Here is a 25,643-nt window from a genome sequence, read left to right on the forward strand (position 1 = left end):
GCCAGCCAGCCCTCAGGCCGGCACCGCCATCGCGGCGGCGCGCTGCACCACATCGCGGGCCATGGCCTGGGCGAGTTCCTGTTCGCCCAGGAACACCTTCGCATCGGTTTCGTCGGCCAGCAAACGCGCTTCCTGCTCGTTGTGGCTGCGCACCACGGTCTGGATGGTCGGATTCAGCGTGCGGGCGGTTTCGATCATCTGGCGCACGTTCATGGCATCGGGCGTGGCCACCACGAGCACGCGGGCGCGTGCCACATGCGCCTGGATCAGCACCGCCGGGTCGGCCGCATCGCCCCACACGGCCGGAATGCCGGCCTCGCGCAGCTTCTCGACCAGCTCGCGGTTCTGCTCGGCCACCACGTAGGGAATGTCGTGCGTTTCGAGTTCGGCGGCGATGCGCCGGCCCACCCGGCCGTAGCCGACCAGCACGACCTGGCGCGACAGGTACTTGGCCTCGGTCGTCATCGGCAGTTCGGCCAGCGGGTCGCTGCGCATGTCGAGTTCGCGCGCGAACTTCGAATGCGCGTGCAGCCATTTCTGCAGCGGCGCGATCAGGCTGAACCACAGCGGGTTGGTGGCGATGGAGATCAGCGCACCGGCCAGCACCAGGCTCTGCCCTTCCACCGGCAGCAGGCCGAGCATCACGCCCAGCCCGGCCAGGATGAACGAGAACTCGCCGATCTGCGCCAGGCTCGCGCTCACCGTGAGCGCCGTGGCCAGCGGGTAGCGAAACACCAGCACCAGCGCGCAGGCCGCGAGCGACTTGCCCAGCACGATGACGAGCACCACGGCCAGCACCTGCAGCGGGCGGTCGACCAGCACCGACGGGTCGAACAGCATGCCGACCGACACGAAGAACAGCACGGCGAACGCGTCGCGCAGCGGCAGCGACTCCTGCGCCGCGCGGTGGCTGAACTGCGACTCGCGCATCACCATGCCGGCGAAGAACGCGCCCAGCGCGAACGACACGCCGAACAGCGCCGCCGAGGCGAAGGCAATGCTCACGGCCGCCGCCACCACGCACAGCGTGAACAGCTCGCGCGAGCCGGTGCCCGCGACCTGCCAGAGAATCCACGGGAACACGCGCCGCCCGACCACGAGCATCAGCGCCACGAAGCCGCCGACCTGCAGCAAGGTGAGACCCAGCGTCTGCCAGACCGGGGCGCCGTTCGTGTCGGCATTGGTGCCGCCCAGCGCGCCCGCCAGCGGTGGCAGCAGCACGAGCACCAGCACCATCGCGAGGTCTTCGACCACCAGCCAGCCGACGGCGATGCGGCCGGTAAAAGAATCGAGGATGCCCAGGCTCTCGAGCGCGCGCAGCAGCACCACCGTGCTCGCCACCGACAGCGCCAGCCCGAACACCAGCGCCGCGCCCCAGCTCCAACCCCACCACATCGCCAGGCCGCCGCCGAGCAGCGTGGCGACGACGATCTGCGCGATGGCGCCGGGCAGCGCGATCTTGCGCACCGCAAGCAGGTCGGTCAGCGAAAAATGCAGGCCCACGCCGAACATCAGCAGCATCACGCCGATCTCGGCCAGCTGCGCGGCAATGCCCGCATCGGCCACGAAGCCGGGCGTGAACGGGCCGATGATCACGCCCGCCAAGAGGTACCCCACCAAGGCTGGCAATCGCAGCCGCGCCGCGAGAAAGCCGAACACCAGCGCCAACCCCAGGCCGGCGGCAATCGTATTGATGAGTGAGACGCTGTGGGGCATCGGTCCATTTTGCAGGAACGACCCCCAACCTTTGAAGCCCGCAGGCTTCTGCGGGCCCGCGTCTACACCCCTACGAAGGCGGTGCGAACTATCGTTGGCATAAAGCACTTCTATTCGCATAGACACCTTTCTCATTGAGAATTTGAGCGGTCCCCCGTCCCCCCAACAACAGGAGCCTCCCCATGAGCAACGAGAAGACAGAAGCGAAGTGCCCGTTCAGCCAGACCACCGGCGCCGGCACCACGAACCGCGACTGGTGGCCGGAGCAGCTGCGCCTGGACCTGCTGCATCAGCACTCGGCCAAATCCGATCCCCTGGGCGCCGGTTTCGACTACGCCAAGGCCTTCCAGAGCCTGGACCTCGCCGCGGTGAAGAAAGACCTCGCGGCGCTGATGACCGATTCGCAAGACTGGTGGCCGGCCGACTTCGGCCACTACGGCCCGCTCTTCATCCGCATGGCCTGGCACAGCGCCGGCACCTACCGCATCGGTGACGGCCGTGGCGGCGCCGGCCGCGGCCAGCAGCGCTTTGCGCCGCTCAACAGCTGGCCCGACAACGTGAGCCTGGACAAGGCCCGCCGCCTGCTCTGGCCGATCAAGCAGAAGTACGGCCAGAAGATTTCCTGGGCCGACCTGTTGATCCTCACCGGCAACGTCGCACTCGAAACCATGGGCTTCAAGACCTTCGGCTTCGGCGGTGGCCGCCCCGATGTGTGGGAACCCGACCAGGACGTGTACTGGGGCCGCGAGAAGACCTGGCTCGGCGGCGACGTGCGCTACGCACAGGGCTCGCCGGGCGTCGAGAAAGACCGCGGCGTGCTCGTGAAGGACGACGACAGCAAGGTGCCGCACACCCGCGACCTCGAGAACCCGCTGGCCGCCGTGCAGATGGGCCTGATCTACGTGAACCCCGAAGGTCCGGACGGCAACCCCGACCCGATCGCCGCGGCACGCGACATCCGCGACACCTTCGGCCGCATGGCCATGGACGACGAGGAAACCGTGGCGCTCATCGCCGGCGGCCACACCTTCGGCAAGACCCACGGCGCGGCACCGGCCTCGCACGTCGGCCCCGAGGCCGAGGCCGCCGGCCTCGAAGACCAGGGCTTCGGCTGGAAGAACAGCTTCGGCACCGGCAAGGGCGGCGACACCATCACCAGCGGCCTCGAAGTGACGTGGACCACCACGCCCACGAAGTGGAGCAACAACTTCCTGGAGAACCTGTTCGGCTTCGAATGGGAACTGACCAAGAGCCCCGCCGGCGCACACCAGTGGGTGGCCAAGGGCGGCGCCGGTGCCGGCACCATTCCTGATGCGCACGACGGTTCCAAGCGCCACGCGCCGACCATGCTCACGACCGACCTGTCGCTGCGCCTGGACCCAGCCTACGAAAAGATCTCGCGCCGCTTCCTGGCCAACCCCGATCAGCTCGCCGACGCCTTCGCGCGCGCCTGGTTCAAGCTCACGCACCGCGACATGGGCCCGCGCGCCCGCTACCTCGGGCCCGAGGTGCCGGCCGAAGCGCTCATCTGGCAAGACCCGATCCCGGCCGTCGACCATCCGCTGGTCGATGCGGCAGACGTCGCCGCGCTGACGAAGAAGGTGCTGGCCTCGGGCCTCACGCCTGCGCAGCTGGTGTCGACGGCGTGGGCCTCGGCCTCCACCTTCCGCGGCTCCGACATGCGCGGCGGTGCCAACGGTGCCCGCGTGCGGCTGGCGCCCCAGAAGGACTGGGCCGTCAACCAGCCCGCGCAGCTGGCCCAGGTGCTGAAGGTGCTCGAAGGCATCCGCAGCGAGTTCAACGCGGCGCAGTCCGGCGGCAAGCAGATTTCGCTGGCCGACCTGATCGTGCTGGCCGGCGGTGCGGGCGTGGAACAGGCCGCGCGCAACGGCGGCCGTGAAGTGAAGGTGCCCTTCTCGCCGGGCCGCGCCGACGCCTCGCAGGAACAGACCGACGTGCCCTCGTTCGAGCCGCTGGAGCCGTTCGCCGACGGCTTCCGCAACTACCTGAAGGGCCGCTACAGCGTGTCCGGCGAAGCGCTGCTGGTCGACAAGGCGCAGCTGCTCACGCTCACGGCCCCCGAGATGACCGTGCTGGTCGGCGGCCTGCGCGTGCTCGACACCAACGTCGGCCAGACCCGTCACGGCGTCTTCACGAAGACGCCCGGCACGTTGAGCAACGACTACTTCGTCAACCTGCTCGACATGGGCACGGAGTGGAAGGCGGTGTCGGACACCAAGGAGGAATACGAAGGCCGCGACCGCAAGACCGGCACGCTCCAATGGACCGGCACGCGCGTCGACCTGGTGTTCGGCTCCAACGCGCAGCTGCGCGCCATCGCCGAGGTCTACGGCGGCTCGGACAGCCAGCAGAAGTTCGTCGATGACTTCGTGGCCGCCTGGACCAAGGTGATGAACCTGGACCGGTTCGACCTGGCTTGAAGCCGGCGCCCTGGGGCGCTTTCACGGCGGTCGGGGGCTTTGGCCTTCGGCCGCCGTTTTGCTTTCTATTGCGCCATCTTCGACTCGCGCGCATTCACGAGTTCTTCCGGCTCCTGCGACTCGACCCAGCTCTCGTTATTGAGCCCGGCCTGCAGCCGTTCCTCATCGAGTTCATTGGTCCACTTGGCCACCACGATGGTGGCCACGCCGTTGCCGATGAGGTTGGTCAGCGCGCGCGCCTCGGACATGAAGCGGTCGATGCCCAGGATGAGCGCCAGCCCCGCCACCGGCACATGCCCCACCGCCGACAGCGTGGCCGCCAGCACGATGAAGCCGCTGCCGGTGACGCCGGCCGCGCCCTTCGACGTGAGCAGCAGCACGGCCAGCAGCGTGATCTCCTGCGTGAGCGTCATCGGCGTGTTGGTGGCCTGCGCAATGAACACCGCCGCCATCGTCAGGTAGATCGAGGTGCCGTCGAGGTTGAACGAGTAGCCCGTGGGAATCACCAGCCCCACGCAGGTCTTGTGCGCGCCCAGGTTCTCCATCTTTTCCATCATGCGCGGCAGCACCGATTCACTCGATGAGGTGCCCAGCACGATCAGCAGCTCTTCCTTGATGTACTTGATGAACTTCCAGATGCTGAAGCCGTGAAAGCGCGCAATGAGCCCCAGCACCACGAAGATGAACAGCAGGCAGGTCAGGTAGAAAGTGCCCATGAGCTTGCCCAGCGACAGCAGGCTGCCCAGCCCGTACTTGCCGATGGTGAACGCCATCGCACCGAAGGCGCCGATGGGCGCGAGCTTCATGATGTAGTTGACGATCACGAAGAGCACGTGCGAGCCCTTCTCGATCACGTCGAACACCAGCGTGCCGCGCCCGCCGAAGCGGTGCAGCGCGAAGCCGAACAGCACCGCGATCAGCAGCACCTGCAGGATCTCGCCCTTGGCGAAGGCATCGACGATCGTGCTGGGAATCACGTTGAGCAGGAAGTCGACCGTGCCCGTCATCTTGCCGGGGCCGGTGTAGGCCGCGATGGCCTTGGTGTCGAGCGTGGACGCGTCGATGTTCATGCCCGCGCCGGGCTTGAGCACGTTCACCAGCACGAGGCCGACCACCAGCGCGATGCTGCTCACGACCTCGAAGTACAAGAGCGCCAGGCCGCCGGTCTTGCCGACCTTCTTCATGTCTTCCATGCCGGCGATGCCGACCACCACCGTGCAGAAGATGATCGGCGCGATGATCATCTTGATGAGCTTGATGAACCCGTCGCCCAGCGGTTTCATCGATTCCCCGAGCGAGGGATAAAAGTAACCGAGGAGCACGCCGATGACCACCGCGGTGATCACCTGCACGTAAAGGGAACGGTAAAGGGGGAGCTTCCTGGGTACTGTGCTTGTTGTATGTGCCATGACTGCCTCCTGAAAAAGATGAAGAAGGAAAACGCAGAAGAAAGGGTTCGTGTCGCGGTGGCTTTCGATGGTTGAAATGGTTTTGGCTTCGGCCCCAATGAAAAAACCCGCCGAAGCGGGTTTTTGTTTTCAGGGTGTGGCGCGCATGCTCAGTGCATGTGAAGGCCGCCGTTGACCGAGAAGTCGGCCCCGGTGCTGTAGCCGCCTTCGTCGGTGGCGAGCCACGCGATGATGGAAGCGATTTCGCTCGGCTCGCCCAGGCGCTTGACCGGAATGGTGGCCACGATCTTGTCGAGCACTTCCTGGCGGATGGCCTTGACCATCTCGGTGCCGATGTAGCCCGGACTCACGGTGTTGACCGTGACGCCCTTGTTGGCCAGCTCCTGCGCCAGCGCCATCGTGAAGCCGTGCATGCCGGCCTTGGCGGCCGAGTAGTTGGTCTGGCCGGCCTGGCCCTTGGCGCCGTTGACCGAGCTGATGTTGATGATGCGGCCCCAGCCCTTTTCGACCATGTCACCCACCACCTGCTTGGTGACGTTGAACATGCTGTTGAGGTTGGTTTCGATCACCGCGCTCCAGTCTTCCGGCGTCATCTTGAGGAACATGCGGTCCCGCGTGATGCCGGCGTTGTTGACGAGCACGTCAATCGCGCCGTGGGCCGCCTTGGCGGCGGAAAAAGCCTCGACGGTGGATTGCCAGTCGCCGACATTGCCGACCGACGCATGGAACTCGAAGCCTTCGGCTTTCTGTTCGGCCAGCCATTTGGCATGGTCGCGTGTAGGACCGCAACCGGCGATCACAGTGAACCCGTCCTTGTGCAGACGCTGGCAGATGGCTGTTCCGATGCCACCCATGCCCCCGGTGACATATGCAACTTTCTTGCTCATGAGATTTCCTTGATTTGAAGCTAGCAAAAAGCCTGAACGGCCGCCTTCACTCTAGCCATTTTCAGGCCACACAACCCTGAGGGAGAACACTGAGCCAAGCTTGCAACCAGCTGTCACCGACATCGCCTCGGCGGCACTCTATATGCTTGCGGCTGCGCGACCGTGACAGGGTCCCTGCCGGCCCCCCTCCCATCCAGCCACCCAGGAGTTCACACGCATGAATTTCGGAATCATCGTCTTCCCCGAGGTCGAGGAGCTCGATTTCATCGGTCCCTGGGAAATGCTCACCATGTGGAGCAAGCTGGCCGGCGGCCCCGCCAACTGCCTGGTGGTGGCGCAAACGCACGGCCCGGTCGTCTGCGCCAAGGGGCTGTCGATCAACCCCCATGTGTCGTTTGCCGACTGCCCGCCGCTCGACTTTCTGCTCGTGCCCGGCGGCATGGGCACGCGGCGCGAGGTCGACAACCCCGCGATGGTGCAGTTTGTGGCCGCGCAGGCGCCCGGCTGCAAGGCGCTGATGTCGGTGTGCACCGGCGCCTTCGTGCTGCATGCGGCCGGCCTGCTCTCGGGCCGCACCGCCACCACGCACTGGGGATCGCTCGACCGCCTGCGCGCGCTCGGTGACGTGAAGGTGGTCGAGCAACGCTTCGTGCAGGACGGCCACGTCTGGACCTCGGCCGGCGTGTCGGCCGGCACCGACCTGATGCTGGCCTTCATCGCGCATGCCGCCGGCGAGGAAGCCGCGGCCAAGGTGCAGCTGCAGGCCGAGTACTACCCCGCCGACACGGTGTACGGCCACACCTCGAGCCACGAGCGCGCGCCGTCGTATGTGCGGCGGCCGGGATCGCGTGCGGGCACCGCCTGATCGTTCTTTCGTTTGTTTGATCGAACGGTCGGTCATTTCTTCTTTTCTTTCTTACTCCTTTAGACCTCCATGTCCACGCCCGACCTCACCGACCTCGAACCACTTGCCGTGCTCGCCGCCCGCGTGGGAGCGACGCTGCGCGAGCGGCGCCAGACGGTGGCGGTCGCCGAGTCGTCGGCCGGCGGCCTGGTCTCGGCCGCCCTGCTCGCGCTGCCGGGTGCCTCGGCCTACTTTTTGGGCGGCGCGGTCATCTACTCGCGCCGCGCCGGCAAGGCCCTGCTCGGCCTCACGGCCGAAGACATGGGCGACATGCGCGGCGAGACCGAGCCCTATGCGCGATTCATGTCGGGCCGCATCCGTGATGCCCACCGCTCGAAGTGGGGCATCTGCGAGAGCGGCGCGGCGGGACCATCAGGCAGTCCGTACGGCGATGCGCCGGGGCACGTCTGCATCGCCGTGACCGGCGCGGATGGCCTCGTGGTCAGCCGCACGATCGAAACCGGTGCGACCGACCGGCCCTGGAACATGGATGTGTTCGCGCGGCTGTTGCTGAAGTTGTTCGAGGAAGCCTTGCAGGCGACCCGCAACGTCGCGGACGCATGACCGAGGCGGTGATTTCTACGGCCTCCGAAGAAGAGGTCCGCTCCGGCGTCCTGGGTCGCCGGTTGCGCGAGTTCAACTACGGCTTCGTCGGCGAGTACCCCGAGACGCAACCCGTGTGGCTGAGCGCGAAAGACACGCAGGGTCGCCTGCTGGGTGGCCTGCGCGGCTTCGTGTTCCTCGAATGGCTGCGCATCGACGTGCTGTTCGTCGAAGAGGAAGCCCGAGGCACCGGCTTGGGCCGCCGCCTGCTCGCGGAGGCGGAAGCGCGTGGCAAGGCGCTGGGTGCCGGGAATGCCGCGCTTGAAACCTTCGAGTGGCAGGCGCGAGGTTTCTACCTGAAGCAAGGCTACGAAGAGTTCGCCCGCATCGACAACTACGCGCGCGGCAACTACCTCGCCTACATGAAGAAAAAGCTTTGAGCCCGGGGCATCACTGCCCCGCAACTCAAGCTGTGATCTTCAATCCGCCTGCACCCCCGCAGCCCGGATCACCTTCCCCCACTTCTCGATCTCTGCCGCCAGGTGGCTGCGCAGCGCCTCGGGTGTGACCTTCTCCATCGGCACGGCCTCCGTGCTCAGCTCGGCAAAGCGCTTCTTCACGTTGTCGTCCTGCAGCGCGGCGCGCAAGGCCACGTTGAGCTTCTCGATCACGGCCGGCGGCGTGCCTTTGGGCGCATACACGCCGTGCCACACCTTCACGTCGAAGCCCTTGAGCCCCTGCTCATCGAGCGTGGGAATGTCGGGCATGCTCGACAAGCGCTTGGGCGTGGTCACGCCGAACACCTTCACGCGCTGGCCGTCCTTGATGACGGGCGCGGTCTGCGTGGTCTGGTCGCACAGCAGGTCGACCTGCCCGCCCATGAGGTCGTTGAGCGCCGGGCCTGCGCCCTTGTAGGGCACGGTCGTGAGCTGCACGCCGATCTGGTGCGCGAAGAGCATGCCGCACAGCTGCGAGACGGCGCCGATGCCGGCGTTGGCGAGCGAGACCTTGTCCTTGTTGGCCTTCACGTAGGCCAGCAGCTCCTTGAAGTTGTTGGCCGGAAAGTCCTTGCGCGACAGCAGGGTCATCGGCACGTCCATGACCTGGCCGATGTACTCGAAGTCTTTCAGCGGGTCGTAGTTGAGCTTCTTGTACAGCGCGGGTGCGGTGGCCATGCCCATGTGGTGGATGAGGATGGTGTAGCCGTTGGGCGCCGCCTTGGCCACGCGGGTCGGCGCGATGGTGCCGCCCGCGCCCACGGTGTTCTCGACCACCACGGTCTGCCCGAGCGACTTGCCCATGGGCACGGCGAGCATGCGCGCCACCACGTCGGTGGGGCCGCCGGCCGAGTACGGCACGACCATCACGATGGGCTTGTCGGGCCACGCGGCCTGCGCGGCGGCAGGCGATGCGGCGGCGAGCAGGCAGGCGCCCGCCGAGGCCGCGATGAGGGCCTTCAATTTCCAGGTCTTCGTTGCGTTCACTTCTTTGTCTCCTTTTGGTTTATCTGTAGATCAGTGCGTCAGGGATGCATCACCTGGGCCGTGCGGCGCCGCCAGCGCGAGCCAGCGCTCGGCCAGCCGCACCACGGGCCCGTCGACCATGCGGCCGTCGAGGCTCACGACGCCGCCACCGGCTGCGCGCACGGCCTCGGTCACGCGGTGCGCCCAGGCCACTTCGTCGGCCGAGGGCCCGAGCGCGGCCTGCACGGGCGCGACCTGCTCGGGATGGATGCACAGCTTGGCGCCGAAGCCGCCGCGCCGGGCGCGCGAGGTGTCGGCGGCGAGCCGCTGCGCATCGCGCCAGTCGGGCGTGACGCCGTCGATGGGCGTGGCCAGCCCGGCACGGCGCGAGGCCAGCACGAGCGCGAGGCGCACGGCCGTCAGTTCGACCTCGTCGGCATCGCAGGCCATGCCGAGGTCGGCCTGGAAATCGAGGTGGCCGAAGGCCAGCCGCAGCACCTGCGGCGCACCCGCGATGGCATCGACCGCGGCGAGCCCCGCGGCTGATTCGATGAGCGGCAGCAGCACGGCCTTCGGCCCGACGGTGGCGGCGAGCCGATGCAGTTCGTCGGCGTGCTCGGCCTTGGGCAGCACGATGCCGGCGATGAGTCCGTCCGCGATCCAGCCCGCCGCACGCGCGCAGTCGTCGCCATGCCACGGCGTGCCGCTGGCATTCACGCGCACGAGCAGCCGCCCTCGCCGGTCGGCGGGCAGCGCTGCGAGCGAGACACCGAGCGCGTCGCGCGCCTCGGCCTTGCGCGCGGGCGCGACGGCGTCTTCGAGGTCGATGATCACGGCGCCCGCGCCCGTCGCCAAGGCACGCGCGTGGCGCTCGGGCCGGTCGGCCGGCACGAAGAGAAAGGCGCGCGCCAAAGCGAGCGTCTGATTGGCCGACCCGCTCATACCGCCCCGGCCGCGCGCAGCGTCGCGATCGCGTCGTCGCCACGGCCCAGGCTGCGCAGGATGGCGTCGGTGTGCTGGCCCACCGCGGGCACCGGGTCCATGCGGTAGTCGAACGCACTCTGGCGACCGGCTGGCAGCAGCGCCGGGATGTCGCCGGCCGGTGAGCCCACCTGGCGCCAGCGGTCTCGCGCCTGCAGCTGCGGGTGCGCCCAAAGCCCGGCCATGTCGTTCATGCGCGCATTGGCGATCTGCGCGGTGTCGAGCCGTTCGAGCACCTGCGCCGCACTGAGCGCGCCGAAGGTGTCGACGATGAGCGTGCGCAGCGCCTCGCGGTGTTCGTTGCGCCGCGCGTTGCTGTCGAAGCGCGGGTCGGTCGCGAGCTCGGGGCGCAGCAGCACCTTGTCGCAGAAGGCGCGCCACTCGCGCTCGTTCTGCAGGCCGAGCATCACGGTGCCGCCGTCGCCCGCGGGGAACGGGCCGTAGGGATAGATGGTCGCGTGCGAGGCGGCGCTGCGCGGCGGCGGCGGTGCGCCGTCGTAGGCGTAGTACATCGGGTAGCCCATCCATTCGGCGAGCGATTCGAGCATCGACACGTCGATGTGCGAGCCCTTGCCCGTCTTGCCGCGCTGCATCAGCGCCGCCAGGATGCCGGTGTAGGCGTACATGCCCGCCGCGATGTCGGCGATGGAGTTGCCCGACTTGCACGGGTCGTCGGGCGTGCCCGTCACCGACAGGAAACCGGCCTCGCTCTGGATCAGCAGGTCGTAGGCCTTCTTGTCGCGGTACGGGCCGTCTTCGCCGTAGCCCGAGATGTCGCAGACGATGAGCGCGGGGTGTTTTTCCTGCAGCACCTGCGCGCTCAGGCCCATGCGCGCGGCGGCGCCGGGTGCGAGGTTCTGCACCAGCACGTCGGCACCGGCCACCAGTTCCTGCAGCACGGCGAGCGCGGCGGGCTGCTTGAGGTCGAGCGTGAGGCTTTCCTTCGAGCGGTTGACCCACACGAAGTGCGAGGCCTCGCCGTTCACGCGCTCGTCGTAGGCGCGCGCAAAGTCGCCGCCGCCGGGGCGCTCGACCTTGATGACGCGCGCGCCGAGGTCGGCGAGCTGGCGGGTGCAGAACGGCGCCGCGATGGCGTGCTCGAGCGAGATGACGGTGATGCCGTCCAGGGGTCTTGTCATGGGCGTCTTTCTTTCCTTGCGTCAGGCGAGCACGGCCGTCGCCTGCATCGTGAGCCAGCCGTCGGCGTCTTCGCCCCACAGGCTGAAGGTCTTGCCGTCGGTGCTGCCTTCGGCGGGCTTGCCGTGCACGCGGAACGGCGCGATGTCGAAGGTCGGGCGCACGGCGCGGAACTCGAAGCGCGCCAGCTGCGCATCGGCCGGCACGTTGCGGCGCAGCAGGTCGACCAGCAGCGTCGCGATCAACGGCCCGTGCACGATGAGGCCCGGGTAGCCCTCGACCTGCGTCACGTAGCGGCGGTCGTAGTGGATGCGGTGGCCGTTGAAGGTCAGCGCCGAGTAGCGGAACAGCAGCACGTCGTCGGGCACGAGGTCGCGGCTGAAGGCGGCGTCCTTCGGTGCGGGCGTGGGCGGCGGCGCGGCCTCGCCCGGTGCGGCGGCGGCGCGGTAGACGATGTCGTGCTCTTCGGTCAGCGCGAGCCCGCGCGCGTTGCGCACCTCGTGGCGAACCAGCACGAACACCAGCTCGCCCGTGCGGCCGGCCTTGTGCGTGACCGAGGCGATGGTCGACGTGCGCTCGATCGCATCACCCACCTGCAGCGGATTGCCCGGCTCCCACGTCAGCCGGCCGCCGGCCCACATGCGGCGCGGCAGCGGCACGGGCGGCAGGAAGCCGCCGCGCTTGGCATGGCCGTCTTCGCCGATCTCCGACTGGCGGTGGTGCGGCAGGAAGTAGAGCCAGTGCCAGAGCGCAGGCAGTCGCGTGCCTGCCTCGGGCAGCGGGTCGTCGCGGTCGAGCGTGGCGGACAGCGCGCGCACGGGCGCGGCGGTGAGGTCGTCGCGCAGCGTTTCGCTGCGGCCCTGCCAGGCCTGCAGCCGTGCGAGGGCTTCGGCGTCGATCAGTGGAGAAGTCATGGCGTGAGTGGCGAGAAGAAAGATGAGTGGCGAGGTCAGTCGACGGCAGCGCCCGAGGCCTTGACGATGCGCGCCCACTTGGCGAGGTCGGTGCGCAGCAGCGCCGAGAACTGTTCCGGCGAGGTGGCCGCCGCGATCTCGACGCCCTGCTGGTCGAGCTTGTCGCGCAGGTCCTTGGCTGCGAGCGCCTTGCGCGTCGCGTCCTGCAGGGTGGCGAGCACGTCGGCCGGCACGCCCGCGGGAGCGAACAGGCCGATCCACAGCGTGCCGTTGTAGCCCGGCACCTGCTCGGCGATGGCGGGCACGTCGGGCAGCACGGGCGAGCGTTTTTCGCCGCTCACGGCCAGCGCGCGCAGCTTGCCGGCCTTGATGTGCGCCAGCGCCGAAGGCAGGCTCGCGAACACGATGGGCAACTGCCCGCCCAGCACGTCGTTGATGGCAGGCGCCACGCCCTTGTACGGCACGTGCTGCATGGAGATGCCGCCCATGCTGTTGAGCATTTCACCCAGCAGGTGGTTGAGCGTGCCGTTGCCGGCCGAGGCGTACTGGTAGTTGGCGCCCTTCTCGCGTGCCAGCTTCAGGAACTCGGCGAAGTTCTTCGCGGGGAACGACGGGTTCACCAGCAGCACGTTGGGCACCGCGCCGATCAGGCCGACGGGCTTGAAGTCTTTCTCGGGGTCGAAGCCCGGGTTCTTGTAGAGCGCGGGGTTGATCGCCTGGCTGCTGCTGATCGTCATGAGCAGCGTGTAGCCGTCCTTCGGGCCCTTGGCGACCAGCTGCGTGCCGATGTTGCCGCCCGCGCCGGGGCGGTTGTCGACCACCACGCTGGCGTTGTTCATCACCTCGCCGAGCTTCTGGCCCACGAGGCGCCCGACGATGTCGTTGGTGCCGCCCGCAGCCTGGGGCACGACGAGCGTGATGGGGCGCGAAGGGTAGGTCTGGGCGGCGGCTGGGTTGGCGGCCAGCAAGGCGGTGGCGGTGAGTCCGAAGGCGAGCAGCGCCTTGGCGCGAAGCCGCAAGGCGGGGGTGGTGTTGTGTGTCTCCATGGCCGCATGGTCTGCTGCCGGCCCCCGGTGCGCAATCTGCGATTTCGGAACCCAGGCTTCTGAAATTCCGAAGGCTTGGCTACCATCGCCCCATGCTCTTCGACCTCACCGACCTGCGCCTGTTCGTGGCCACGGCCGAGCTCGGCAACCTCACGCGGGCGGCCGAGCGCCAGCACCTGTCGCTGGCCGCGGCCAGCGCGCGCATCAAGGCGCTCGAGACCCAGGCCGGCCTGCAGCTGCTGCAGCGCGAGGCCCGCGGCGTGCGCCTGCTGCCGCCGGGCGAGGCCTTCCTGCACCACGCCCGGCTGGTGCTGCACCAGACCGACCAGCTGCGCGCCGACCTGCTCGAGTACGGCGGCGGCCTGCGCGGCCACCTGCGTGTGTTCGCCAACACCACGGCGGTGACCGATTTCCTGCCCGAGATCCTGCCCGGCTTCCTGGCCGCCAACCCGCGCATCAACGTCGACCTTCAGGAAAAACCGAATGCTCAGATCCCACGCGGCGTGCGCGACGGGCGCGCCGACATCGGCATCGTCGCGGGCCAGATGGACACGCTGGGCCTGGACACCATCCACTTCAGCACCGACCGGCTGGTGCTCGTCACCTCGCGCCAGCACCGCTTTGCGCGGCGCCGCCGCATCTCCTTCGCCGAGACGCTCGACGAAGACGCCATCGGCATGCAGCAAGGCAGCACGCTGCAGGCCTTCCTGGGGCAGATCACCGACAACCTGGGCAAGCGCCAGAAGCTGCGCATCCAGCTCGGCAGCTTCGACGCCATGTGCCGAATGATCGGCAGCGGCGTGGGCATCGGCGTGGTGCCCGAGTCGGCCGCGCGGCGCAACCGGGACAGCATGCAGCTCGCGCTGGTCGAGCTCAGTGACCCCTGGTGCGTGCGCGAGCGCTACCTGCTCGTGCGCGACCGCGCCGCCCTGCCCGTGTACGCCCAGGCGCTGGTCGAGACGCTGTGCCGCCACTACACAGACCCACAGGCCAAAACCGGCTGACGGCCCGATTTCCGGCCAAAAACAGGCACTTGCAGGCGGCTTGTGAGAAACCCGATGTCTTCCCCATTTTCTGTGCACAACTTTGGGGGTAAGTCAGGGGTCGCGTTGTAAAGCCGTTGCAAGCTGTTGTTTTATAAGGGGAATAGTTAGTCTGCTTAAAAATTTTGCAGTGCACAACTCTGGCGGCCAGGAGGCCCCAAAATGGCTGCAAAACAAGAAAGTCAAGCGAAAAAACAGGGGGTTGCCTGTGCTAGGCCGCCCTTTCAAACCAACGACTTGCCGCCGGTTGTGCAGAAGTCCGCTTCAATCCCCACTTTCTGTGGGCAACTTTGGGGGTAACTGGGTCGGAGCTTTGTAAAACGATCATAAGTTGTTGTTTTACATAGGGATTCCACACATTGCTCAATTTTTGAGCGGTGAACAAGAAGGGCAGCCGCTTGGGCATCCATTGCTCGAATGAATTCAAAGGTTCTCAGAACACCGAACCGAGCTGGTGGCGGGCGCAAAAGACGGCCGCTACAGTCGCCCTGACATGCTCGAAGCCCTCAGCTCCCCCTGGTCCTACATCGGCGCCATCGCCGGGTTGCTGATCGCATTGCTGGTGCACTGGCTGGCGCCCGCCGACATCGACACGGTGCATGCCGGCGCATGGCTGGTGGGCATCGGCTGGCTCGCGGGTCTGGCCTGGGACCTCGTGGATTCGGACCGGTCGAAGTAATCGACAGGCAAGTCGCGCGCACGGCGGGCATAAAAAAGGGAGGGGAGGCAGCGGCCCTTGCGAGCCCCTGCCTCCCCTCCCCGTACCGGATCACCCGGTGATCAGGCTCAGCGCTCGATCGTCAGCGCCACGCCCATGCCGCCGCCGATGCACAGCGAGGCAATGCCCTTCTTGGCGTTCTGGCGTTGCATTTCGTGCAGCAGCGTCACCAGGATGCGGCAGCCCGACGCGCCGATGGGGTGGCCGATGGCAATGGCGCCGCCGTTCACGTTCACCTTGTTCACGTCCCAGCCCATTTCGCGGTTCACGGCGCAAGCCTGTGCGGCGAAGGCTTCGTTGATCTCGAGCAGGTCGAGGTCGGCGGCCTTCCAGCCGGCGCGCTGCAGCGCCTTGGTCGACGCGGGCACGGGGCCCATGCCCATGATGGTCGGGTCGAGGCCGGCGGTGGCGTAGCTGGCGATGCGGCCCAGCGGCTTCAGGCCCAGGGCGGCGGCCTTCTTGGCCGTCATGACCATCACGGCGGCGGCGCCGTCGTTCAGGCCCGAGGCATTGCCCGCGGTCACGCCGCCGGCCTTGTCGAAGGCAGGGCGCAGGCCGGCCAGCACTTCGGCGTTGGTCTTGCGGTTGATGAACTCGTCCTGGTTGAAGACGAGCGGGTCGCCCTTCTTCTGCGGAATGCTCACGCCGACGATTTCGTCCTTGAACTTGCCGGCGTCTTGCGCGGCGGCGGCCTTGGTCTGGCTGGCCAGGGCCAGTTCGTCCTGCGAGGCGCGGTCGATGTTGTACTGCTTGGCCACGTTCTCGGCCGTGATGCCCATGTGGTACTGGTTGTACACGTCCCACAGGCCGTCGACGATCATGGTGTCGACCAGCTTCCAGTCGCCCATGCGCTGGCCGTTGCGCGAGTTGGGCAGCACGTGCGGCGCCATGCTCATGTTTTCCTGGCCGCCGGCAATGACGATCTCGGAGTCGCCCGTGGCCACGGCCTGCGCCGCCAGCATCACGGCCTTCAGGCCCGAGCCGCACACGGCGTTGATGGTGAGCGCCGGCGTTTCCTTGGTGCCGCCGCCCTTGATCCAGGCCTGGCGCGCGGGGTTCTGGCCGGCACCGGCCGCGAGCACCTGGCCCATGATGGCCTCGCCGACCTGGTCGGCCGTGAGGTTGGCGCGCGCGATCACTTCCTTGATCACGAGGGCGCCCAGCTCGGTGGCGGGGATGCCGGCGAGCGAGCCGCCGAATTTGCCGACCGCCGTACGCGCAGCCGAAACGATGACGATGTCTTCCATGAGGTTCTCTCCGTTGAGGTGATTTGAAATCGGTTGCTGTCTTGCGGGCGCTGGCGCCCGTTCAGGCCTTGGCCTTCACGTAGCGTCCCGGCGCCGGTTCGATGGCCTTGTAGGCCTTGCCGTTGCCGTAGCCCTTGGGCGCGGGGATCTGCTTGCCCGCGTGGCCCTTGAGCCATTGTGCCCAGTCGGTCCACCAGCTGCCCGGCTGCTCCTGCGCGCCGGCCAGCCATTCGGGCTGGGTCTTGGGAAACTTGCCGTCTTCGCGCAGCCAGTGGCTGCGCTTGTTCTTGGCGGGCGGGTTGATCACGCCGGCGATGTGGCCCGACGCGCCCATCACGAAGCGCTTCTTGCCCGTGAGCAATTGCGTGGTGGTGTAGGCGCCGCCAATGGGCACGATGTGGTCTTCGCGCGAGCCGTAGATGTAGGCCGGAATATCGATCTTGCCGAGGTCGACCTTCTCGCCGCACACCGTGAGCGCGCCGGGCTTGGCCAGCTTGTTCTCGTGGTACGTGTTGCGCAGGTACCAGGCGTAGAAAGGGCCCGGCAGGTTGGTGGCGTCGCTGTTCCAGTACAGCAGGTCGAAGGCCGGCGGCGTCTCGCCCTTGAGGTAGTTGCCGACCACGTAGTTCCACACCAGGTCGTTCGGGCGCAGGAAGCTGAAGGTCGAGGCCAGGTCGCCGCCCGGCAGCAGGCCGCCCTTGCCCAGCTGCATCTCGCGGTACGCCACCATGGGCTCGTCCACGAAGATGTCGAGGATGCCGGTGTCGCTGAAATCGAGGAAGGTGGTCAGCAGCGTGACCGACGCGGCCGGCTTCTCGCCGCGTGCCGCAAGCACGGCCAGCGCAGTGCTCAGGATGGTGCCGCCCACGCAGAAGCCGAGCGTGTTGATCTGCTTGCTGCCGCTGATCTCCTGCACCGTGTGAATGGCCTTGATGGCGGCGTTCTCGATGTAGTCGTCCCAGGTGGCCTGGGCCATCGACTCGTCGGGGTTGCGCCAGCTCACGACGAACACGCGGTGGCCCTGCGTGTTCGCATAGCGGATGAGCGAGTTGTCGGGCTGCAGGTCGAGGATGTAGAACTTGTTGATGCACGGCGGCACCAGCAGGAACGGTCGCTCGTGCACCTTGGCGGTGAGCGGCTTGTATTCGAGCAGCTGGAAATACTCGTTTTCAAATACCACGGCGCCTTCGGTGGTGGCCACGTTGCGCCCCACTTCGAAGGCGCTTTCGTCGGTCATGCTGACGTGGCCCTGCTTCACGTCGTGCAACAGGTTCTGGATGCCCTTGGCGATGCTCTCGCCCTGCGTGTCGATGGCTTTCTTCTGCGCCTCGGCGTTGAAGGCGAGCGAGTTGCTGGGCGAGGCCGCCGCCATCCACTGCTCGACCGCAAAGCGCAGGCGCGCCTTGGTCTTGTCGTCGGCGTCGATGGCTTCGGCCATGCGCATCATGGTGCGGCCATTGAGCAGGTACACCGCGGCTGAGAAAGCCGCCATCGGGTTGCTGCCCCAGGCTTCGGCGGCAAAGCGCTTGTCGCCCTCGGGGCGCGCACCGAAGCCGCGGCGCCAGAGGTCGGTGGCGTCGGTCAGGTACTGCTGCTGAATGGACTTCAGCTGCTCGGGATCGAGGGAGAACTTGGGCAGCTCGGGCATGCCGGCTGCACCCGGGAACTGTGGCATTTGTGGCAATTGCCATAGCGGCGTGCCGCCGATGTCGAAAGCGGCGGAACCTGCTGGCCCCCCAGCTTTCTGGAAAGCCTCCATGGCCTGGGTCCAACCCTGCGTGAGGGCTTTTTGAAGGGGCGCGAACGCATCGGCCCCCGTGTCTTCTTGCTTCATCATGTCTCCTGGCCGTGGCCTGGGTCGATACGAACGGATGGCTTGCGTGTTTTGAGTATGCTGCATTCGCAAGGCACTCACAACGCCGCGCTTTCACTAATCCATTGAAACGAAACGTCTCTGCCTGTGTTCATCCATTTGATCGTGATCGGCTGGCTCTATGTGACCGTGATGATGGCGGTGGCCGAGGCCACCAACACCACGGGCACGGTGCTGGGCGCCATCTTCACATTTCTTCTTTACGGCCTGGCGCCGGTGGCGCTGGTGATCTACCTGATGGCCACGCCGGCACGTCGGCGGGCGATCAAGGAACGCGAGGCACAGGCCCAGGAAGCCGCGCGCCGCGCCGCCGCGGAAGCCGCAGGTTCAGACCTTCCAGACCAGCGCGGCGAAACGCCCGCTGACGCCGTCGCGCCGGTGCGAAAAGAACCGTGACGGCTGCGCGACGGTGCACCACGCATCGCCGCTGTCGTTGCCATGGAGCGACTCGACACCCGCCGCACGCAGCCGCTGCCGCGCGAGCGCAGGCAGGTCGGCCAGCCACTTGCCTTCGGCCGCTGCGGGCGTGAAGCACGACGCTGCCTCGGCCGACTGCGCCTCGAAGGCGGCCTTGACCTCGGCTCCGACCTCGAAGGCCTTCGGGCCGATGCAGGGGCCGAGCCAGGCCATGAGGCGCGACGCCCCTTCGTCGTCTTGTGCGAACGTGCGCACGGTCTGCTCGAGCACGCCGCCGGCCAGCCCGCGCCAGCCCGCATGCGCAGCGGCCACGCGGTGGCCGCGTGCGTCGGTGAAGAGCACAGGCAGGCAGTCGGCCACCATGATCGTGCAGGCACGCGTGGTGGTCGTCGAGGTGCACGCATCGGCGGCGGTACCGTCGTGCACGGCATCGTCGAGCGACACGACACCCGTGCCATGCACCTGCTGCAGGAACACCGGCTGCGTGCCGATTGCCTGCTGCAGCCGGCGGCGGTTCGCGGCGACGTGCGCGGCATCGTCGGCCACGTGGTCGCCGAGGTTCAGGCTGTCATAGCGCCCGGCCGACACCCCGCCGTCGCGCGTGGTGCACAGCGCGCGCACGTTCGGCGGCGCCGGCCACTCGGGCACCAGCCATTGCGGATTCATGGCGACGTGCCGGCTCAGGCTTCCGCGTCGGGCGACTGCGAAGGCTGCGCGCGCTGGAAGGCGTCGAGCTTCATGCAGGCATCGAAGGCGGCCATGGTGCGCGGCAGGCCGCTGAAGTCGCAGTCGAAGCGGCGGCCGTTGAAGATCTGCGGCACGAGGCAGCAGTCGGCGATGGTCGGCGTGTCGCCCCAGCAGTAGGTGCCGCCCGGGTGCTGCGCAAGCTGGCGCTCGAACGACAGCAGGCCTTCGCGCACCCAGTGGCGGTACCAGGTGTTCTTGGCTTCGTCGTCGACCTTCAGTTCCTTCACGAGGTACTTGAGCACGCGCAGGTTGTTCAGCGGGTGGATCTCGCAGGCGATCGACTGTGCCAGCGCACGCACGTGGGCGCGGCCCACGGGGTCGGTCGGCAGCAGCGCCGGCTCGGGATGCACTTCGTCGAGGTATTCGATGATGGCCATCGACTGCGAGAAGCGCTCACCCTCGTCTTCGAGCAGCGGCACGAGCATGTCGGCCGAGATCGCCGAGAAGGGGCCGGTGCGGTGGTCGCCGCGCGCGATGTGCACGGGCACGTAGTCGTAATCGAGGCCCTTCAGCTGAAGGGCGATGCGCACGCGGAACGAGGCGGAGGAGCGGAAATAGTTATGCAGCTTCATGATTTCTCGAGGATAGCGCCCTTGGATTTCACCTTCAGGAGCGGGGTGTGGCCGGGAGCACGCAGCGGAAATCGTGCAGCCGGGCGTCGGGGTTTTCTTGCTGCCAGGTGTCGAGCAGATCGCGCGCCGCGGCTTCTTCGCGCGAGGCAATGCCCAGGCGCCACGGCCCGAGCGTGCCGGGCGCCTCGTCGGCGCCGTGGTTGTGCCGGCCCTCGCCGAAAGGGCGTCCTTCGGAGCAGGCGCGGCAGAGCATCTCCATGCTGTCGGTCCAGTTCTCGGCGAAGCCATCCGCGGCCTTGAAGCGCTGCACCAGCGCCTCGATGTCCTCCGAGCTCACACCTTCCACCGAGACCTCGTAGGTCGCGTGCGCCGACGGCGCGATCAGTTCCAGCGCATCGAACACCGGCACCTCGCGCTCACCGCGCAGCCGGTAGCCGTTGGGCGCGCCGTCGTGCAGCACCAGGTCGCCGTAGCGGTGACCGCAGGCTGGCGTGGGCACGTTGCGCAGGATGGCGCGCGCCGGGTCGATGCGGTCGGCCCACACCACCTCGGTGCCCTCGTCGCCATGCACGCGGATCGGCGTGAGGCCGACGAAATAGTCGACCGGTCCTTCACCGTCCGGGATGCCGATGCCGTACTGGCGCCACGCGCGCCGCGCCGTGGGCCAGTCGCCCAGCGCGGTGGCCGCGATGCCCAGGTTCCACAGCGCGCCTTCGTGGCGCGGCTCGCACTGCACGGCGCGCTCGTTGGCCTGCAGCGAGGCGGCCCACTCGCCGCGGTACTTGTGGATGAGCCCGGCGTTGTACCAGGGCGCCGACCAGTAGGGGTGTATGGCGCTGGCCTGCGCGTAGGCGGCCAGGGCGCCGTCCTGGTCGCCGGCATCGTCGCGTTCGCGACCGAGTTCGTTGAAGGCGGTGGCCTTGCCGGCTTTGCCGAGTCGGATGGGCATGGTGAAACGAGAGGGAGAAAAGAGGTCGGGGAAACGCGCGGAAGCGCCTATTGTGGGCCGCCGCAAAATCCCGGGTCCGGCGTGCCGGCAAGCCCGTGCCGCCTCTGGCACACTGCCGGTCTCCCCTCCCGTTTCGCTGAAAAAGGACACCTTTCCATGGCTTCCGAGTTTGTTTTTGCCCCGCCGGCCACCGTTTCCGTGCCGGTCGTCGGTCAGCCCGCCCGCTTTCCGGTGCATCGCATCTACTGCGTCGGCCGCAACTACGAAGATCACGCCAAGGAAATGGGTTTCACCGGCCGCGAGCCGCCCTTCTTCTTCATGAAGCCGGCCGATGCGCTGGTGACGGTCGATGCCGGCCAGACCGGCACCATGGCCTACCCCACGCTCACGAAGAACCTGCACCACGAGATCGAACTCGTGGTGGCCATCGGCACCGGCGGCAAGAACATCTTGGCCGCCGATGCCCACAAGCACATCTACGGCTACGCCGTCGGCCTGGACATGACGCGCCGCGACCTGCAGAACGACATGAAGAAGCAGGGCCGTCCCTGGGACATCGGCAAGAGCTTCGAGCAGAGCGCGCCCATCGGCCCGATCGTGCCGGTGGCACAGGCCGGCAATGCCGAGCAGGCCGAAATCTCGCTGCAGGTGAACGGCGAAGACCGCCAGCGCAGCACCGTGAGCAAGCTGATCTGGAACGTGGCCGAAACCATCGAGCACCTGTCGGCCGCCTGGGAACTGCAACCCGGCGACCTGATCTTCACGGGCACGCCCGAGGGCGTCGCGGCCGTGGTGGCCGGCGACACGCTGGTGGGCCAGGTGGCCGGCCTGCCCGCGCTGACCGTGAAGATCGCCTGACGCCCGCGCGGTCCCGCTTCATGCTCCTTCGCGTACCCATCAAGCATTGCAAGAACTGCGGCACGGCGGTGGTCTACCGCGTGCCGGACGACGGCGACACCAAGCAGCGCGCGGTGTGCCCGGCCTGCCACACGATCCACTACGAGAACCCGCTGAACGTGGTCGGCACCATCCCCGTGCTGGGCGACAAGGTGCTGCTGTGCAAGCGCAACATCGAGCCGCGCTGGGGCAAGTGGACGCTGCCCGCGGGCTTCATGGAGCTCGAGGAAACCACCGCCGAAGGCGCGGCCCGCGAGACCGACGAAGAGGCCGGTGCCAACTTCGAAATGGAAGGCCTGTTCGCCGTGATCAGCGTGGTGCGCGTGGGCCAGGTCCACATGTTCTACCGCGCCCGCCTGCTCGACGACACCTTCGACCCGGGCCACGAAACCATCGAGGCGCGCCTGTTCACCGAGGAAGAAATTCCCTGGGACGAGATCGCCTTTCGCACCGTGCGCCAGGCGCTCGAACACTTCTTCGAAGACCGCAAGCGCGGCAGCTTCGACCGCGTGCACGAACTCAGCATCGTTTGACCAATTTCTCCATGATCAAGACCCTCCGCGCCACCCTCCTCTGCGGCGCCAGCCTCGGCTTTGCACTCGCGGCCTCGGCGGCCAAGGCGGAGACGGTGGGCGAGGTCGACACGGCCTTCAAGCTCATCGGCCCCGACCACAAGATCGTGATCGAGGCCTACGACGACCCCAAGGTCAGCGGCGTCACCTGCTATGTCTCGCGCGCCAAGACCGGCGGCATCGCCGGTGCGTTCGGCGTGGCCGAGGACAAGGCCGAAGCCTCCATCGCCTGCCGCCAGGTCGGCCCGGTGAGCATCACGCAGCCGCTGCCCAAGCGCGAAGAGGTTTACACCGAGCGCTTGTCGGTGCTCTTCAAACGGCTGCGCGTGGTGCGCATGGTCGATCCCAAGCGCAACACGCTGGTCTACCTGACCTACTCCGACCTGCTGATCGACGGCTCGCCCAAGAACAGCATCACGGCCGTGCCGGTCGATCGCGGCACGCCGATTCCGCTCAAGTGAAGGGCTGCTGAAGGGCACGGCGCGCGAGTTTGCTAGCATCGTCCGGCCGGTCCGCACAACGGATTCGGCCTTCGACGGAACCCTCCGCAACGAATCCGTTCCAACAGCGTCATGCACCTTCAGACTTTTGTTTTACGTACCGCCGCCACGCTCCTCGTGGCTGGGGGCATTGCCGCCTGCACCACGCCCGGCCCCACGCCGCCGCAGCAGCCTGTTCCAGGCGCCACGCCGCCGCCGCCGCCGCGCCAGGCGCTCTTCATCCGCCCTGCCGCCGGCACCACCGTGGGCCGCTTCGACGGCGTGCGCAACAAGGGCCTGGACATCGCGGGCAACCTCGGTGACCCCATCGTGTCCTCGGCCGACGGGCGCGTGGTGTACGTGGGGGGCGAACTTCGCTCCTACGGCAACATGGTCATCGTGAAGCACAACGAAACCTTTCTTACGGCCTATGCACACGCCAAGACCATCCTCGTGAAGGAAGGTGCCGTGGTGCGCCAGGGCCAGAAGATCGCCGAAATGGGCAACAGCGAATCCGACCGCGTGAAGCTGCATTTCGAGATCCGCAAGAACGGCACCGCCGTCGATCCCGAGCCGTACCTCAACGGCCGTTTGCAGCAGTAAACGTAAAAGCCGTTACAGCAGGCTTTCGGGCACCAGCGGCGCCAGCAGTTCCAGCCGCCAGCGGGCCCAGAAATGGGTTTCGGGCTCGGTGTGCAGGATGGTGTCCGCCCCGTCGCCCGACGCCGGGCTCACCCACTCGATGCCGCCGCGCGGCCCCAGCTGCAGCTGGTAGGCGCCGTCCAGCCGCATGAACCCGATCAGGCTGGTGAGCTGCTGCGCGATCTGCGGGCTGAAGATGAAGAGGCCGATCTCGGTGTTGTGCAGCGCCGAGCGCGGGTCGAAGTTCATCGAGCCGACGAACACCACCTGCTGGTCGATCACGGCCGACTTGCCGTGCAGCCGCCCGCTGGCCGAACCGTAGATGCCGAAGCGTTTTGTCTGCTCCACGCGCTTGGGGCTCAGCTCGTACAGCTCCACGCCCAGGCGCAGCATCTGCGCGCGGTAGCGGCGGTAGCCGATGTGCACCAGCGACTCGTCGGTGGCCGCCAGCGAGTTGGTGACGATGGTGTAGCCCACGCCGTTGCCGCGCACGATCTGCATCGTCTCCATGCCGCCGCGCCCGGGAATCAGGTAGGGCGTGGTCAACAGCACCCCGTGCTGCGCACCGCGCAGGTAGCGCTGCACGTTGTAGAGCACGCTGTCGGCGGCCTGGTCGGCCGGCAACCCGCGCCCTTCGTCGGTGGGCGCCAGCGCCTTGGCGGGCGCATCGGCGTACGCCTCGGCGCGTGCCCAGCTCAGCGCGAGCTTGCCGGCGTTCAGGTCTTTGGCCAGCGGGTTGTGGCCCAGCAGGTCGGTCGATTCGGGCTCTTCGGGGTGCAGCGTCTCGGGCCCCGTGGTGAGCCGGTCGAAGCGCTCGCGCAGTGCCTGCGCCGACTCGCCGCCGCGCGGCACCAGCGACTCGATGGGGTACACGTACTGGCTGTTCCAGTACATGTCGAACAGCGACGACAGCCGGGGCACCACGGCGCCGGCCACCAGCGTGTCGATGTCGATGAAGTTGGAGCCGCCGTCGCGCAAGAAATACTCGTTGGCGATGTTGCGCCCACCCATGACCGCCATCGTGTTGTCGACCACGAACAGCTTGTTGTGCATGCGGCGGTGCACGCGGTCGAAGTCCAGGATCGACCACGCCCAGCGCGTGCCGAAGCGCGAGCGCCCGGCCGGGAACGGGTTGAACAGGCGCACCTCGACGTTCGGGTGCGAGGCAAAGCTGGTGAACAGCGGATCGGCGCCCGCCGTGTACAGGTCGTCCACCAGCAGCCGCACGCGCACGCCGCGGTCGGCCGCATCGCGCAGCGTGCGCAGCAAATAGCGGCCGGTCTCGTCGTTCTGCACGAGGTAGTACTGCACGTCGATGGAGCGCTGCGCGCGGCGCGCCAGCTCGATGCGCGCGTGCAGCGAGAACTGCGGCATCGGCAGCAGGCGAAAGCCGCTGAGCGGCTCGCCTGGTGGCGCGGCGGCGCGCACCAGCTGGCCCAGCGCGGTGTCCGCGCCATCGGTGATGGCGCTCGAGGGCTTGCGCACCACCTCGGTCGGCAGGCCGGCGCAACCGGCGAGCACGAGCATCGCTAGGCTGCACAGCAGCCAGGCGAACCACCGGGCGCGCGGCACGTCAGCCCGGGGTCGAGGGTTGCGCATGAATGACTGGGATTTGGGAGGACAAGGGCACGGGAGCGAAGGTGAAAAAACGCCGCTGCCGCACGGCGCGATGCATGACCGCGCCCACGGGTGGCGGTTTCTACCATGCGCCGCGCCGGCGCGCTTTCAATGCTCCGTCGGTGCGTGTCAGTGCGCGCGCTCGGGCGACCACTGGCGCACGAAGTGCGCCGCGCGCACGTTCGCGCGCGCCACGGCCGAGTCCCACGACAGCTGCTGCGTGATGACCAGGGCGCAGCGCGTGATGCCGTCCAGGCTCAGCGCCGCGATGCCGGCGTAAGTGCCCTTCGGCGTGCGCGTGAGTTCGAACCATCCCGTCCAGCCGCCTGGCAGGTGGAGATCGAGTCGAACCATGCCCATGATGAATTCATCATAGGTCTTTTGTTTTCAATTTAAAACATTGGGTACAAGAGTGATGCACAAGAAGCG

At 67.5% G+C, this 25,643-nt stretch carries 26 protein-coding genes; 11 read left to right on the top strand and 15 right to left on the bottom strand.

Annotation, left to right across the window (positions count from 1 at the left end; genetic code table 11):
- Positions 1-12: 12 nt before the first annotated feature.
- Positions 13-1,716, bottom strand: a complete 1,704-nt coding sequence (ybaL, locus tag IG196_RS18530) for a YbaL family putative K(+) efflux transporter (RefSeq protein ID WP_192192284.1) — start codon at positions 1,714-1,716, stop codon at positions 13-15.
- A gap of 182 nt (positions 1,717-1,898) precedes the next feature.
- On the opposite strand from ybaL, the gene katG reads away from it, so the two are divergent.
- On the top strand, positions 1,899-4,157 hold the full coding sequence (katG, locus tag IG196_RS18535) for a catalase/peroxidase HPI (protein ID WP_192192285.1): 2,259 nt from the start codon (positions 1,899-1,901) through the stop codon (positions 4,155-4,157).
- A 65-nt stretch (positions 4,158-4,222) separates the two neighbouring features.
- On the opposite strand, the gene IG196_RS18540 is transcribed toward katG, so the two are convergent.
- Positions 4,223-5,566: a dicarboxylate/amino acid:cation symporter gene (locus IG196_RS18540; RefSeq protein ID WP_192192286.1), complete on the bottom strand. Its 1,344-nt coding sequence runs from the start codon at positions 5,564-5,566 to the stop codon at positions 4,223-4,225.
- Positions 5,567-5,715: 149 nt separating this feature from the next.
- Positions 5,716-6,453 (bottom strand): acetoacetyl-CoA reductase, encoded by a 738-nt coding sequence (gene phbB, locus IG196_RS18545; protein ID WP_099790345.1) that lies wholly within the window; start codon positions 6,451-6,453, stop codon positions 5,716-5,718.
- A gap of 217 nt (positions 6,454-6,670) precedes the next feature.
- Here phbB and IG196_RS18550 point away from each other — a divergent pair, with 217 nt between their 5' ends.
- The 3 genes from IG196_RS18550 to IG196_RS18560 all read left to right on the top strand — a co-directional run bounded on the left by IG196_RS18550 (position 6,671) and on the right by IG196_RS18560 (position 8,340).
- Positions 6,671-7,318: a DJ-1/PfpI family protein gene (locus IG196_RS18550; RefSeq protein WP_099790348.1), complete on the top strand. Its 648-nt coding sequence runs from the start codon at positions 6,671-6,673 to the stop codon at positions 7,316-7,318.
- A gap of 69 nt (positions 7,319-7,387) precedes the next feature.
- Entirely contained in the window at positions 7,388-7,921 is a 534-nt protein-coding gene (locus IG196_RS18555; RefSeq protein WP_192192287.1) for a CinA family protein, read from the top strand.
- Positions 7,918-8,340: a GNAT family N-acetyltransferase gene (locus IG196_RS18560; RefSeq protein WP_192192288.1), complete on the top strand. Its 423-nt coding sequence runs from the start codon at positions 7,918-7,920 to the stop codon at positions 8,338-8,340. The genes IG196_RS18555 and IG196_RS18560 overlap by 4 nt, the downstream gene beginning before the upstream one ends.
- 39 nt (positions 8,341-8,379) lie before the next feature.
- Here IG196_RS18560 and IG196_RS18565 read toward each other — a convergent pair whose 3' ends face one another.
- Genes IG196_RS18565 through IG196_RS18585 form a run of 5 tightly spaced genes read right to left on the bottom strand, consistent with a single transcriptional unit; the run spans position 8,380 to position 13,441 of the window.
- A complete protein-coding gene (locus tag IG196_RS18565) occupies positions 8,380-9,384 on the bottom strand; it encodes a tripartite tricarboxylate transporter substrate binding protein BugD (RefSeq protein ID WP_192192289.1) in 1,005 nt (334 codons plus the stop codon).
- A gap of 30 nt (positions 9,385-9,414) precedes the next feature.
- Complete coding sequence (locus IG196_RS18570; protein WP_192192290.1) at positions 9,415-10,305, bottom strand: HpcH/HpaI aldolase/citrate lyase family protein; 891 nt, start codon at positions 10,303-10,305, stop codon at positions 9,415-9,417.
- Positions 10,302-11,483 (bottom strand): CaiB/BaiF CoA transferase family protein, encoded by a 1,182-nt coding sequence (locus IG196_RS18575; RefSeq protein WP_192192291.1) that lies wholly within the window; start codon positions 11,481-11,483, stop codon positions 10,302-10,304. The genes IG196_RS18570 and IG196_RS18575 overlap by 4 nt, the downstream gene beginning before the upstream one ends.
- Before the next feature lie 21 nt (positions 11,484-11,504).
- Positions 11,505-12,395, bottom strand: a complete 891-nt coding sequence (locus tag IG196_RS18580; RefSeq protein WP_192192292.1) for a MaoC family dehydratase N-terminal domain-containing protein — start codon at positions 12,393-12,395, stop codon at positions 11,505-11,507.
- A 35-nt stretch (positions 12,396-12,430) separates the two neighbouring features.
- Positions 12,431-13,441 (bottom strand): tripartite tricarboxylate transporter substrate binding protein, encoded by a 1,011-nt coding sequence (locus IG196_RS18585; protein ID WP_412556347.1) that lies wholly within the window; start codon positions 13,439-13,441, stop codon positions 12,431-12,433.
- A gap of 92 nt (positions 13,442-13,533) precedes the next feature.
- On the opposite strand from IG196_RS18585, the gene IG196_RS18590 reads away from it, so the two are divergent.
- Positions 13,534-14,445, top strand: a complete 912-nt coding sequence (locus tag IG196_RS18590; RefSeq protein WP_192192293.1) for a LysR substrate-binding domain-containing protein — start codon at positions 13,534-13,536, stop codon at positions 14,443-14,445.
- Between the two features lie 532 nt (positions 14,446-14,977).
- On the top strand, positions 14,978-15,163 hold the full coding sequence (locus IG196_RS18595; protein WP_192192294.1) for a hypothetical protein: 186 nt from the start codon (positions 14,978-14,980) through the stop codon (positions 15,161-15,163).
- Positions 15,164-15,270: 107 nt separating this feature from the next.
- Here IG196_RS18595 and IG196_RS18600 read toward each other — a convergent pair whose 3' ends face one another.
- Both IG196_RS18600 and phaC read right to left on the bottom strand, forming a co-directional pair.
- Positions 15,271-16,449, bottom strand: a complete 1,179-nt coding sequence (locus tag IG196_RS18600; protein ID WP_099790359.1) for an acetyl-CoA C-acetyltransferase — start codon at positions 16,447-16,449, stop codon at positions 15,271-15,273.
- Positions 16,450-16,510: 61 nt separating this feature from the next.
- The gene (gene phaC / locus IG196_RS18605) at positions 16,511-18,283 is read right to left on the bottom strand and encodes a class I poly(R)-hydroxyalkanoic acid synthase (protein WP_192192295.1); all 1,773 of its coding nucleotides are present in this window, start codon (positions 18,281-18,283) and stop codon (positions 16,511-16,513) included.
- A gap of 126 nt (positions 18,284-18,409) precedes the next feature.
- On the opposite strand from phaC, the gene IG196_RS18610 reads away from it, so the two are divergent.
- Positions 18,410-18,718, top strand: coding sequence for a hypothetical protein (locus IG196_RS18610; RefSeq protein ID WP_192192296.1), 309 nt, complete (start codon positions 18,410-18,412; stop codon positions 18,716-18,718).
- Here IG196_RS18610 and pgeF read toward each other — a convergent pair.
- Genes pgeF through IG196_RS18625 form a run of 3 tightly spaced genes read right to left on the bottom strand, consistent with a single transcriptional unit; the run spans position 18,650 to position 21,007 of the window.
- Positions 18,650-19,405, bottom strand: a complete 756-nt coding sequence (gene pgeF, locus IG196_RS18615) for a peptidoglycan editing factor PgeF (protein ID WP_192192297.1) — start codon at positions 19,403-19,405, stop codon at positions 18,650-18,652. The two genes, IG196_RS18610 and pgeF, sit on opposite strands and share 69 nt — an antisense overlap.
- Before the next feature lie 14 nt (positions 19,406-19,419).
- Entirely contained in the window at positions 19,420-20,058 is a 639-nt protein-coding gene (maiA, locus tag IG196_RS18620; RefSeq protein WP_192192298.1) for a maleylacetoacetate isomerase, read from the bottom strand.
- A 34-nt stretch (positions 20,059-20,092) separates the two neighbouring features.
- Complete coding sequence (locus IG196_RS18625; RefSeq protein WP_192192299.1) at positions 20,093-21,007, bottom strand: tetratricopeptide repeat protein; 915 nt, start codon at positions 21,005-21,007, stop codon at positions 20,093-20,095.
- Positions 21,008-21,163: 156 nt separating this feature from the next.
- Here IG196_RS18625 and IG196_RS18630 point away from each other — a divergent pair, with 156 nt between their 5' ends.
- From IG196_RS18630 to IG196_RS18645, 4 genes are all read left to right on the top strand, one after another.
- Positions 21,164-21,865, top strand: a complete 702-nt coding sequence (locus tag IG196_RS18630) for a fumarylacetoacetate hydrolase family protein (protein WP_153283556.1) — start codon at positions 21,164-21,166, stop codon at positions 21,863-21,865.
- A gap of 20 nt (positions 21,866-21,885) precedes the next feature.
- Complete coding sequence (locus tag IG196_RS18635; protein WP_192192300.1) at positions 21,886-22,437, top strand: NUDIX hydrolase; 552 nt, start codon at positions 21,886-21,888, stop codon at positions 22,435-22,437.
- Positions 22,438-22,448: 11 nt separating this feature from the next.
- Positions 22,449-22,937, top strand: a complete 489-nt coding sequence (locus IG196_RS18640; RefSeq protein ID WP_101490309.1) for a CreA family protein — start codon at positions 22,449-22,451, stop codon at positions 22,935-22,937.
- Between the two features lie 111 nt (positions 22,938-23,048).
- Entirely contained in the window at positions 23,049-23,558 is a 510-nt protein-coding gene (locus IG196_RS18645; RefSeq protein WP_101489920.1) for a murein hydrolase activator EnvC family protein, read from the top strand.
- A 12-nt stretch (positions 23,559-23,570) separates the two neighbouring features.
- Here IG196_RS18645 and IG196_RS18650 read toward each other — a convergent pair whose 3' ends face one another.
- Entirely contained in the window at positions 23,571-25,196 is a 1,626-nt protein-coding gene (locus IG196_RS18650; RefSeq protein WP_192192301.1) for a phospholipase D family protein, read from the bottom strand.
- Between the two features lie 147 nt (positions 25,197-25,343).
- Positions 25,344-25,574 (bottom strand): hypothetical protein, encoded by a 231-nt coding sequence (locus IG196_RS18655; RefSeq protein ID WP_101489918.1) that lies wholly within the window; start codon positions 25,572-25,574, stop codon positions 25,344-25,346.
- Positions 25,575-25,643: the final 69 nt, after the last annotated feature.

The sequence above is a fragment of the Variovorax sp. 38R genome (genome assembly GCF_014843395.1).
GTDB classification, from domain to species: domain Bacteria; phylum Pseudomonadota; class Gammaproteobacteria; order Burkholderiales; family Burkholderiaceae_C; genus Variovorax; species Variovorax paradoxus_H.